At 62.3% G+C, this 10,662-nt stretch carries 13 protein-coding genes and 1 pseudogene; 4 read left to right on the top strand and 10 right to left on the bottom strand.

Going from position 1 to position 10,662, the window contains the following annotated elements; genetic code table 11:
- The 4 genes from ACK4OE_RS13225 to guaB form a co-directional block, all read right to left on the bottom strand.
- The coding region (locus ACK4OE_RS13225) for a glutamine amidotransferase-related protein (protein WP_409885272.1) at positions 1-268 on the bottom strand (268 nt) is incomplete at its 3' end.
- 41 nt (positions 269-309) lie between these two features.
- Positions 310-744, bottom strand: a complete 435-nt coding sequence (locus ACK4OE_RS13220; protein WP_409885271.1) for a type II toxin-antitoxin system VapC family toxin — start codon at positions 742-744, stop codon at positions 310-312.
- Complete coding sequence (locus tag ACK4OE_RS13215; RefSeq protein ID WP_409885270.1) at positions 741-1,013, bottom strand: type II toxin-antitoxin system Phd/YefM family antitoxin; 273 nt, start codon at positions 1,011-1,013, stop codon at positions 741-743. The genes ACK4OE_RS13220 and ACK4OE_RS13215 overlap by 4 nt, the downstream gene beginning before the upstream one ends.
- 94 nt (positions 1,014-1,107) lie before the next feature.
- A complete protein-coding gene (gene guaB, locus ACK4OE_RS13210; protein ID WP_409885269.1) occupies positions 1,108-2,583 on the bottom strand; it encodes an IMP dehydrogenase in 1,476 nt (491 codons plus the stop codon).
- A 108-nt stretch (positions 2,584-2,691) separates the two neighbouring features.
- On the opposite strand from guaB, the gene ACK4OE_RS13205 reads away from it, so the two are divergent.
- Positions 2,692-3,237, top strand: coding sequence for a DUF4124 domain-containing protein (locus ACK4OE_RS13205; protein WP_409885268.1), 546 nt, complete (start codon positions 2,692-2,694; stop codon positions 3,235-3,237).
- A 25-nt stretch (positions 3,238-3,262) separates the two neighbouring features.
- On the opposite strand, the gene ACK4OE_RS13200 is transcribed toward ACK4OE_RS13205, so the two are convergent.
- Positions 3,263-3,628: an RnfH family protein gene (locus tag ACK4OE_RS13200; RefSeq protein ID WP_409885273.1), complete on the bottom strand. Its 366-nt coding sequence runs from the start codon at positions 3,626-3,628 to the stop codon at positions 3,263-3,265.
- A complete protein-coding gene (locus ACK4OE_RS13195; RefSeq protein ID WP_409885267.1) occupies positions 3,621-4,061 on the bottom strand; it encodes a type II toxin-antitoxin system RatA family toxin in 441 nt (146 codons plus the stop codon). The genes ACK4OE_RS13200 and ACK4OE_RS13195 overlap by 8 nt, the downstream gene beginning before the upstream one ends.
- Before the next feature lie 282 nt (positions 4,062-4,343).
- On the opposite strand from ACK4OE_RS13195, the gene smpB reads away from it, so the two are divergent.
- The 3 genes and pseudogenes from smpB to ACK4OE_RS13180 form a co-directional block, all read left to right on the top strand.
- On the top strand, positions 4,344-4,817 hold the full coding sequence (gene smpB / locus ACK4OE_RS13190; RefSeq protein WP_409885266.1) for an SsrA-binding protein SmpB: 474 nt from the start codon (positions 4,344-4,346) through the stop codon (positions 4,815-4,817).
- Between the two features lie 320 nt (positions 4,818-5,137).
- Positions 5,138-5,458 (top strand): hypothetical protein, encoded by a 321-nt coding sequence (locus tag ACK4OE_RS13185; RefSeq protein WP_409885265.1) that lies wholly within the window; start codon positions 5,138-5,140, stop codon positions 5,456-5,458.
- 18 nt (positions 5,459-5,476) lie between these two features.
- Positions 5,477-5,647: pseudogene (locus ACK4OE_RS13180) on the top strand (sigma factor); the annotation flags it as partial.
- A 53-nt stretch (positions 5,648-5,700) separates the two neighbouring features.
- Here the strand turns inward: ACK4OE_RS13180 and ACK4OE_RS13175 are convergent.
- The 4 genes from ACK4OE_RS13175 to truB form a co-directional block, all read right to left on the bottom strand.
- On the bottom strand, positions 5,701-6,795 hold the full coding sequence (locus ACK4OE_RS13175) for an enoyl-CoA hydratase/isomerase family protein (protein ID WP_409885264.1): 1,095 nt from the start codon (positions 6,793-6,795) through the stop codon (positions 5,701-5,703).
- Positions 6,792-7,667, bottom strand: a complete 876-nt coding sequence (locus ACK4OE_RS13170; protein ID WP_409885263.1) for a DMT family transporter — start codon at positions 7,665-7,667, stop codon at positions 6,792-6,794. The genes ACK4OE_RS13175 and ACK4OE_RS13170 overlap by 4 nt, the downstream gene beginning before the upstream one ends.
- A gap of 181 nt (positions 7,668-7,848) precedes the next feature.
- Positions 7,849-9,672 (bottom strand): translational GTPase TypA, encoded by a 1,824-nt coding sequence (gene typA, locus ACK4OE_RS13165; protein ID WP_409885262.1) that lies wholly within the window; start codon positions 9,670-9,672, stop codon positions 7,849-7,851.
- Positions 9,669-10,661, bottom strand: coding sequence for a tRNA pseudouridine(55) synthase TruB (gene truB, locus ACK4OE_RS13160; RefSeq protein ID WP_409885261.1), 993 nt, complete (start codon positions 10,659-10,661; stop codon positions 9,669-9,671). Before truB ends, typA begins: the two co-directional genes overlap by 4 nt.
- Between the last annotated feature and the right edge of the window lies 1 nt (position 10,662).

Raw genomic sequence — 10,662 nt, 5'->3', positions numbered from 1 at the left:
GCATGCCGTAGCAGATGCCCAAGACGGGCAAACCCAGATCGAACACCGCTTGCGGCGCGCGGTCGGTGGTGTCTTCGGTCACGCTGGCGTGGCTGCCCGACAGGATGATGCCCTTGAGCGAGCCGTCCTTGGCGTAGTCACGCACCCATTCGTCGGTCACATCGCAGGGGTGCACCTCGCAGTACACGTTGGCTTCGCGCACGCGGCGAGCGATGAGCTGGGTGACTTGCGAGCCGAAATCGAGGATGAGGATTTTCTGGTGTTGCATGGTGGGCGATGGTCGATGGGCAATGGTCAAAGACAAGGAGGTCAGAGGCTGGAGAGATCGAGAAGGGGCACACCGCTGCGTTGGGCGGCAGCGGCCTGTTGGGGGTCAAACGTGGCCAGGGGCAGTCGCAGCGACCGCGCCAGCCACAGGTAGGCAGCGTCAAAGGTGGGTAAACCGGTCTCCAGGGCCACATCCAGCACGGCCTTGTGCTGGGCAGGAGCGAGTTCGTGCAGCTCTACCCGGTGGCGGATGGCTTCAAGCACGCCCCAAAGCCCTTCGACGGACGCCGCAGGGATGCGCCCGCTGTTCACGCCGCTGGCCAGAATGTTGCTGCACTCCCATTGCCACAGGTTGGGCGCCTGTGGCTCGACCTCGTCGCGGCGAATCAGGGTGTACAGGCGGCGCGTGTGCTCACTGGCCGCATCGGGCAGTAGCCAGGCGGCCGTGACGGAGGCGTCGAGGACGAAGGCGGTCATGCTGCTGCGGCCCTGCCCTTGCGGCGCAGGGTGTCGGGGGCGGCGGTAGTGGCGGCCTCGGCTGCGGGGCGGATACTGGCGTGCAGGGCGTCCATCTGGCCCAACTCGCGGGCGATCTGCTCGTCAGTGATGACGGGGCGGCGGCGCACGGGCAGCAGGCGCACCACCTCTTTGCCGTGGCGGGTGATGCGCACTTCCTCGCCCTGCTCGACCAGTTCGATCAGGGCAGAGAACCTGCTTTTGGCTTCGTAGATACCGACGGACTGCATAAACAAAAAAGTCTGACCTGAATGACGAATTCAGGCCAGACTATACCGGGTTGGCCAGATTTTTTCAATCAGGCCCAATCAGACAACCAAAGGATCAATCAGCCCGGTAGTTCGGCGCTTCCTTGGTGATCTGCACGTCGTGCACGTGGCTTTCGCGGATACCGGCCGTGGTGATCTCCACAAACTCAGCCTTGTTGTTCATGTCTTCAATGGTGGCGCAACCGCAGTAGCCCATGGCGGCGCGCACGCCACCCGCCATCTGGAACACGATGGACACCATGGAGCCCTTGTAGGGCACGCGGCCTTCAATGCCTTCGGGCACGAGTTTGTCGGCGTTGGGGTTGCCGGTGCTCGACTCCTGAAAGTAGCGGTCCGCGCTGCCTTGTTGCATGGCACCGATGCTGCCCATGCCGCGATAGCTCTTGTAGCTGCGGCCCTGGAACAGGATGACTTCGCCAGGCGCCTCTTCGGTGCCTGCGAACATGCCGCCCATCATGATGGTGCTGGCGCCTGCAGCCAGCGCCTTGGCGATGTCACCGCTGTAACGCACACCACCATCAGCGATCAGTGGGACACCGGTGCCCTTTAGGGCCGTGGCAACACTGTCGATGGCCATAATCTGGGGCACGCCCACACCAGCGACGATGCGCGTGGTACAGATGGAGCCAGGGCCAATACCGACCTTGACCGCGTCGGCACCGGCCTCGACCAGCGCCAGCGCAGCCGCACCGGTGGCGATGTTGCCGCCGATGACGTCGATCTGCGGGTAGTTTTGCTTCACCCAGCGCACGCGCTCGATCACGCCACGGCTGTGGCCGTGGGCCGTGTCCACTACGATAGCGTCCACACCGGCTTTGACCAGCGCTTCGACGCGCTCTTCAGTGCCGTCGCCCACGCCCACCGCAGCGCCCACGCGCAGGCGGCCAGCGGCGTCGCGAGCAGCGTTGGGAAAGCTCGTCTGCTTGGTGATGTCCTTCACCGTGATCAGGCCCTTGAGCTCAAAAGCATCGTTCACGACCAGGATGCGTTCAAGCTTGTGCTTATTGAGCAGCGCCTTGGCTTCGGCAGGCGTGGTGCCTTCCTTTTCGTTGACCGTGATGAGCTTCTCGCGCGGGGTCATGATCTGGTGGACCTTGACGTCGTAGCGGGTCTCGAAGCGCAGGTCGCGACCCGTAACGATGCCAACCACCTTGCCACCGTCGCACACCGGGAAGCCGGAGATGCCCAGTTGCTCAGACAGTTGCAGCACCTGCAGCACGGTGTGCTCGGGGGTGATGACCACGGGGTCACGCAACACACCCGACTCGTACCGCTTGACCTTGGCCACATGGGCGGCCTGCTCTTGCGGCGTGAGGTTCTTGTGCACGATGCCGATGCCGCCCTCCTGGGCAATGGCAATGGCCAGACGCGCCTCTGTCACGGTGTCCATTGCGGCGGACACAAGCGGCAGATTCAGTTGGATATTGCGGGAGAGTTTCGTCGCGAGGGACGTGTCCTTGGGGAGGACCTGGGAGTACGCTGGCACCAACAACACATCGTCGAAGGTGAGCGCTTTTCCAAGAAGGCGCATGAGAAAGCTCCAAAAAACGGATTGTACCCGCGCCGCGTGTGGTGAAAACGCGCCCACCCGTCGCCGCCGCACTGGCGGGCATGTAGGCACATGGATAAACTTGTCCGCATGAAAATGCACAAGCTTCTCCTGCTGGCCGTGGCCTGCACCTGGGCCATGGGCGCTTCGGCGCAATGGCAGTGGATCGACAAAGACGGTCGCAAAGTGTTCAGCGACCGTCCACCCCCACAGGAAATCCCCGAGAAAAGTATTCTGAAACAGCCCGGTGGCACCCGCCCCACACGGGCCGCACCCGCTGCAGTGCCAGCGGATGGCACTGCCAGCGCTGCCCCAGCCACCGCGGCGGCTACACCGGCAGTAGCCGCAAAACCCGCCGCCAGCGCGCCCGGTAGCGGCAAGGACAAAGAACTGGAAGCGAAAAAGGCCCAGGCCGAAGCGGCAGAAGCTGCCAAGGTCAAAGCCGAAGAAGAAAAAATCGCCAAGGCCAAGGCTGAAAACTGCACCCGCGCGCGGCAGGCCAAGGCAACGTTTGACTCCGGTAAACCCGTCACCCAATCGAACGCGCAGGGCGAGCGCATTTTTCTGGACGAAGCAGGCCGCGCCGCAGAATCCAAACGCATCGACGGCATCATTGCCTCCGACTGCAAGCGCTAAACCCAGCGCCACTGCTGGGTACTGATCAGTAGCCGGACTTGCCCCCGGGGCGCTGCCGGGCAAACAGCCCGGTGGTGCGGGCGCCCTGGCGCGCAAAGCGCTCGCGCCGCGCCACTTTGGGATCTACCTTCAAGGCGCGATACACCTCCACGCGATCGAGGTGCGCCAGCTTGCTGTCCACCGTGGTCGGGCGGCCCCAAATACCGATACGGGTGGCATCCAAACCGCCTTGCTTGCAAACATGGTCAGCCCCGCTCTCACGCAGCGCATCGCCAACGCTTGCGCCCGCAGGCATTTCCAACACCCATTCCCGAATATCGCGCGGTGCCGTGCACACCACCACAGTGACCTGCACAGTGGTAGCACCACAGGCGCCCTCGGCATCAGCCATAGACATGTTCCGCACGCTTGACAAACGCATCGACCATGCTGCCCGCGATACGGTCGAACACCGGGCCCACCAGCGCCGACAACGCCACGCTGTCAAAACCGTAGTTCAGCTGCAGCTCCACCTTGCAGGCACGCTGCGTGCCGTCACCCACCGGGTGAAAGTGCCAGTCGCCGTCCAGTCGCGAAAACGGGCCTTTGACCAGATGCATCTGCACGCGCCGACCCGCCTCATGGATGTTGCGCGTCACAAAAGTCTGGCGGATGCCACTGAATGCGATGCCGACCTCGGCAGTCATGCTGTCTTCGGTGTGCTCCAGCACGGCCGCGTGGTCGCACCAGGGCAGAAACTCGGGGTAGTGCTCCACCCCCGTGACCAGAGCAAACATTTCTTCAGGGCTGTACCAGATGAGGACGGACTTGTGAACGGTTTTCATGCAGACGGGCTCAGCGCCACTGCGCGCAAGCCGGAGGAAATTAGAATCGCGGGTACCAAGAAGGCTGTCGGACTTGGAACAGGCAGCGGCAAACAGGCCGCAACGCTCCATTTTTTACCGTCCTCTCATTCCACAGCTAGCTGTGGGACTGCAAATCCGGCAGAAACTGTCCTCGTTGAGGATCATTTTCGCTGGCCTGTGCTTCACATCTGACCGCCTCCCAGACGACAGGTATTGTAGGGAGGCCTTTTATCTCCCGGTTTGCGCCGCATCTAAACCCTCATGGCCAAAAAACCCGATCCCACTGCACGCATTGCCGACAACAAGAAAGCGGCCTACAACTATTTTTTTGAAGAACGCCACGAGGCGGGCATGGTGCTGTACGGCTGGGAAGTGAAGGCGTTGCGCGAAGGCAAGGTGCAGCTGACAGACGGCTACGTGCTGATCCGCGAAGGTGAGCTGTTTCTGCTGGGTTGCCAGATCAATCCGCTCAAGACCGCCTCGACCCACGTGAACCCCGACGCGATCCGCACCAAGAAACTGCTGCTCAAGAAGGATGACATCAAGCACCTGATCATCAAGGTCGAGCAAAAGGGTTACACGCTGGTGCCCCTCAACCTGCACTGGAAGAACGGGTACGTGAAGTGCGAAATTGCGCTGGCCAAGGGCAAGGCCGAGCACGACAAACGCGACACCATCAAGGACCGCGAAGGCAAGCGCGAGGTGGAGCGGGCGATGAAGAGCAGGAACAGGTAACCCCCTGAGTCGCTGCGCGCCCTCCCCCTGAAAGGGGGGATGCCCCAGTGCGGCGGGGCGGCCGTTGCACGGGGCACTGCCTCTGGCCGCGCCAGTTTTGTGGCTGCGGATTGCGGGTACGCGGTGACCGTTCCGAAAGCGTGAAGGGAGGGGCGTTTGTGGTTTTTTCGTGGGCGATGGAAAAAACCACCGCGCCTCTGGGTTTGTGGAGATGCAAGGCGGCATGTGCCGTTTCCTGCAAACCCTCTTCCACCTGGAGAAACCATAAAAAAACCCTTTTGTCGCTCGCCGCGTTGGTTGCCATTGCAGGCTGCTCCACCATGGCCGCCGATGGCCCCGTCAGAACCATGGACGGTGTGCTTGTCGGCGCTGGCGGCATGACGCTCTACACGTTCGACCACGATGCGTCGGGCAGCGGCAAGTCGGTGTGCCATGGCCCTTGTGCCACCAACTGGCCTCCACTGACGGCCAGCAAGGCCCCTGGCGGCGACTACAGCATCGTGACGCGCGATGACGGCAAGACCCAGCTGGCTTCCAAGGGCAAGCCGCTGTACTACGGGGTCAAGGACACCAAGCCCGGCGAGAAGACCGGCGAGGGTGTGAACCAGGTCTGGCGCACTGCCCCCCTCACTATGGCTTGACGCGTTCCACATCGCCGCATGAACCGTATCCAGGTTGTCGAACAACTGCCAAGCCTGCGCCGGTATGCGCGGGTACTGACGGGCGACGCTTGGGCGGCCGATGATCTGGTGCAAGACACCCTGGAGCACGCCTGCAGCAAGTGGTTGCCGTGGCGCACGGGTAGCGACCTGCGCGCGTGGTTGTTCACATAGCAGCGGTGTACCGGGCTTCGCAGCCCTGGTGCACCACCTCAGTGGGTCATTCAGGCCAGCGACGCCAGCGGATGCGCATGCGCAGGCCAGGGGCTGACAAAGAACGGCGCCACCATCTCGGGGGTCACGTCTTCGATGCGGGCAGGGTTCCACTGTGGCGCGTGGTCCTTATCCACCGCCAGCGCGCGAATACCCTCCACCGTTTCACTTTGGCCGGGGCGCAAGAAGAAGCAGTGCCGCACCATGTCGCGCTCCATGCGCAAATCGTCGGCCAGACCCATGTCGCGCGCGCGGCGGATCTGCTCCAGCACCACATGCAGCATGAGGGGCGAGCGCTTGCGCAGCGTGGCTGTCGTGGTACGCGCCCAGTCGCTGTCGGCAGCTTCAAGCGCCGCCACGATCTCGCCCACGCTGCGCAGTGAAAAATATTGGTCAATTTGGCCTCTAGCGCTTGCCTGTAAAGCGCTAGCAGCTACAAATTTCGAAGCAACATAGTCTTTGATGGCTGTGCCGCTGGCAAAGCTCTGGGTGCCCAGGGCATCCCATACCGCCGCTTGTTGGTCTGCGGGCAAGCAGCCGTCGGCCAGCTGGTTCTCGATGGCGTCACCTGCGCCAATCGTGTCACCCGTCAACGCCAGCCATTCACCCACGCGGCCGGGGCAACGGCTCAGAAAGTAGCCTCCACCCACATCCGGGAACAGGCCAATCGCCGTCTCCGGCATGGCCATCTTTGTGCGCTCGGTCACCACACGCAGTGCGGCGCCCTGGCTGATGCCCATGCCGCCACCCATCACGATGCCGTCCGTGAACGCGATGTAGGGCTTGCCAAAGTTGTGGATCAGGTGGTTGAGTGCGTATTCCTCGGTAAAAAAGTCCTCGATTTCGGGGTTGCCCGTGCTGCCCGCTTGGTGCAAAAAGCGGATGTCACCACCAGCACAGAAAGCGCCGAACGGGCCTTCCTTATTGCTGCCGCGGATTGCTACCGCAAGCACCCGCGCATCGTTCTGCCAAGCCAACAGCACACCCATCAGGTCGCGCACCATGGAGAGCGACAGCGCGTTGAGCGCACGCGGGCGGTTCAACGTGATAAAGCCGACCTGGCCACGCACTTCACTCAACACATCCGACACTACCGTCTCCGTCATTTTTGTTCCTTCCAACCTAAAAGTTCATTAAAAACCAGGGCGCCAATCACCAGCACGCCCCCTGTTAGCACGGCCGCGCTGGGTTCCTCACCCGCGCCCACCCATGCCAGCAAGATACCGAAAATCACCTCCAAAAGGCCCAGCAGCGCCATCTCGGGCGCCTTGAGCACCCGCCCGCAGCGCACGGCCAGCACACACGGAATTGCCAATTGCACCACGCCCAGCAAGGCCAGCAATGCGAGGTCGTGAAGGGACGCTTCAAACGGCAGTGCCACGGGCAACGTGGCCACCACCGAGATCACGGCGCCCACCAGCACGGCGGGCACCAGGTCCACGGCATGGCCGTGCCGCTGCGAGTGTTGCACCACCGTCCAGTTGATGGCCGCAGCCACCGGCACACACAACGCCACCAGCGTGCCCACCACGGGCAGTCCCGCCATCTGCGAACCATACATCCACGCAATGCCCAGGCCCGCCACCCCGATGGCCACCCAGGTACGCGGCGCAATATGGTGACCGATAAAAATCCGCGCAAACAGCGCGGTGAGCAGCGGCCCTACCGCCATCGTGACGAGCACATTGGCCACCGGCATCAGCATGATGGCCACCATGAAGGCGGTAAACATCACGCTCCAGCACACGCCGGATATCCACAGTGCCCGGCCGCTGTGGCGCATGGACGTAAACACCGCCCGCCCCTGCAAGGCTGGCAGGATGACCAGCAGCGCCAGCAGCGTGAAGAAGCTGCGCCAGAAGGTCACCTCAAAGCTGCGTGCGTGCTCCAAGTGGCGCGTGACCACACCGGCGATGGACCACATGAGGGTCACCGCCACCATCAAAACAACCGCGCGGGAATGCGTGAGCTTCAACATGGGAACCTGCAGTTCAGGCAATTGGAGGGAGTCAACAACAGACACCGGGATTCAAGACGGCAAAAAGGGCCACAGCATGGCAGTGGCCCTTTGGGTCGCGCACCAGGAGCGCAGCTCGTCGCTGCACACTGATGCTACCGGTTCATGCTGCCACAAAAGCAGCCCTCACCGGCAAGGCAGCTCAGGAGCGGCCTGCGCGCTTGCGCTCGTTTTCGGTCAGGAACCGCTTGCGGATGCGGATGGACTTGGGCGTGATTTCAACCAATTCGTCGTCCTCGATGAATTCCACCGCGTATTCCAGCGTTGCATCAATAGGAGGCGTGATCTTGATCGCGTCTTCCTTGCCGCTCACGCGGAAGTTGGTCAGCTGCTTGGTCCGCGTGGCGTTCACGATCAGGTCGTTGTCACGGCTGTGGATACCCACAATCATGCCTTCGTACACAGGGTCGTTCGCCTTCACGAACATGCGGCCACGGTCATCGAGCTTGCCCAGGGCGTAGGTGAAGATTTCACCGTCGTCCATGGAGATCAGCACGCCGTTCTTGCGGCCACCGATGTCGCCCTTGTGCGCTTCGTAGCTGTCGAAGATGTTGCTGATCAGGCCCGAGCCACGCGTCAGGTTCAGGAATTCGTTGGTAAAACCGATAAGGCCACGGGCCGGAATGCGGTACTCCAGGCGCACACGGCCACGGCCGTCCGGCTCCATGTTCACCAGCTCGCCCTTGCGCTCGCCCAAGGCTTGCATCACGCCGCCTTGGTGGCCTTCTTCGATGTCAACCGTTACCAGCTCGATAGGCTCGTGCTTTTCGCCGTTCACGGTCTTGAAGACGACGCGGGGCTTGGACACAGCCAGCTCATAGCCTTCACGGCGCATGTTTTCCAGCAGGATGGTTAGGTGCAATTCACCGCGGCCCATCACCTCGAAGATGCCTTCTTCGTCGGTCTCGGACACGCGCAGCGCCACGTTGTGCTGCAGTTCCTTTTGCAGGCGGTCCCAGATCTGGCGGCTGGTCACGAACTTGCCTTCACGACCGGCCAAGGGCGACGTGTTCACGCAGAAGTTCATGGTCAGCGTGGGCTCGTCCACCTTCAGCATGGGCAGCGGCGACGGGTTGGCCGGGTCGGTCACCGTCACGCCGATACCGATACCTTCGATACCGTTGATCAGCACGATGTCGCCAGGGCCTGCGAGAGGCGTCTGCATGCGATCGAGGCCCTGGAAGGTCAGCACCTGGTTCACGCGGCCCTTGACGGTCTTGCCATCGGGGCCTTCCATCACCAATACGTCTTGGCCGGGCTTGATGGTGCCTTGGCTGATACGGCCCACACCGATACGGCCCACGAACGTGGAGAAGTCCAACGCCGAAATCTGCAGTTGCAGCGGAGCGGCTGGGTCACCCGAGTTCGGGGGAACGTGCTTCAGGATGGTGTTGAACAGGGCCGACATGTCGGGGCCCCACTGCTCGCCAGGAGCGCCTTCTTCCAGCGACGACCAGCCGTTGATGCCGGAGGCGTACACCACAGGGAAGTCGAGTTGTTCGTCCGTAGCACCCAGCTTGTCGAACAGGTCGAACGCGGCGTTCACGACCTTGTCGGGGTTGGCGCCGGGCTTGTCCACCTTGTTCACGACCAGGATCGGGCGCAGACCCAGGGCCAGTGCCTTCTTGGTCACGAAACGCGTCTGGGGCATGGGGCCCTCTTGCGCGTCGATCAGCAGCACCACGCTGTCGACCATCGACAGGGCACGTTCCACTTCGCCGCCGAAGTCCGCGTGACCGGGGGTGTCCACGATGTTGATGTGGGTGCCTTCCCAGCTCACTGCGCAGTTCTTGGCCAGGATCGTAATGCCACGCTCTTTTTCGATGGCGTTGTTGTCCATCACGGTGTCAACGACCTTTTCGTGGTCGGCAAAGGTGCCGGACTGGCGCAGCAGCTGGTCGACCATGGTGGTTTTGCCATGGTCAACGTGGGCAATGATCGCAATATTGCGGATTTGTTTAGTCATAGTTTTTCCAATGTGCCGCTGGCTTGTAGGTGCGGCGTGCTTTCTGAGATTTGTTGAATTTCCAGCGGACTCAGGAGCCTGTCCGGCACCAGCTCCCCGCCCACGATGTGGCCTACCCCCAGCAGTGCCGGGGGATTCTCGCCAAACACCGCCACGGCACTGGCATCGGGCCAGTTGCCACGGCGACGCACGCCCGACAGGAATCGGGCTGTATTGTCACTGTCCAGCGTGACACGCATATGTTGTGCCAGCAGCGACTCGGGCGCCTCAAGGCTGGCCAGGCGCTCCGACTCCGGCATGGCTTCCAGCTGGGCCAGCGTGACGCAGCGCTCCACACCGATTCCACCCGTGTCTATGCGGCGCAAGAAGGTCAGGTGCGCACCGCAACCCAACGCAGCACCGATATCCTCACCCAGGGTGCGGATGTAGGTGCCTTTGCTGCAATTTACTACTATTTTGATAGCTGTTTGCGCTTGATCTGTCTGCGTTAGAGTCAGTTTTAATGCATGAATGACCACATCGCGCGCTTCGCGCTCCACGGTCACACCCGCACGCGCATACTCGTACAGCGCCTTGCCGTCCTTCTTGAGCGCACTGTGCATCGGCGGCACTTGGCTTATGGGGCCGGTGAACTGCTGCTGTACAGCCGCAAGCCGCTCGGGCGTGAGTTGCGCAAGCTCAACATCGCAGCGCTGTACCACGTCGCCTTCAGCGTCGCCGGTGGTGGTGGTCACCCCCAGCAATGCAACTGCTTCGTAGATCTTCGGCGCATCCAGTTGCAGCTGGCTGAACTTGGTGGCCGCGCCAAAACACAGGGGCAACACGCCCGTGGCCAATGGATCGAGCGTGCCTGTGTGGCCCGCCTTTTCGGCGCGCAAGAGCCATTTCGCCTTTTGCAAGGCGTCATTGCTCGAAAGGCCGAGCGGTTTGTCGAGCAGCAACACCCCGTGCACAGGGCGCCGCTGCACCCTGGTGCGAGGCGCGTGCATA

It is taken from the genome of Acidovorax sp. (assembly GCF_046314175.1).
Classification (GTDB): domain Bacteria; phylum Pseudomonadota; class Gammaproteobacteria; order Burkholderiales; family Burkholderiaceae_C; genus Acidovorax.
Note: the sequence above shows the minus strand (reverse complement) of the source record. Positions and strands in the feature narration are given on the sequence as shown.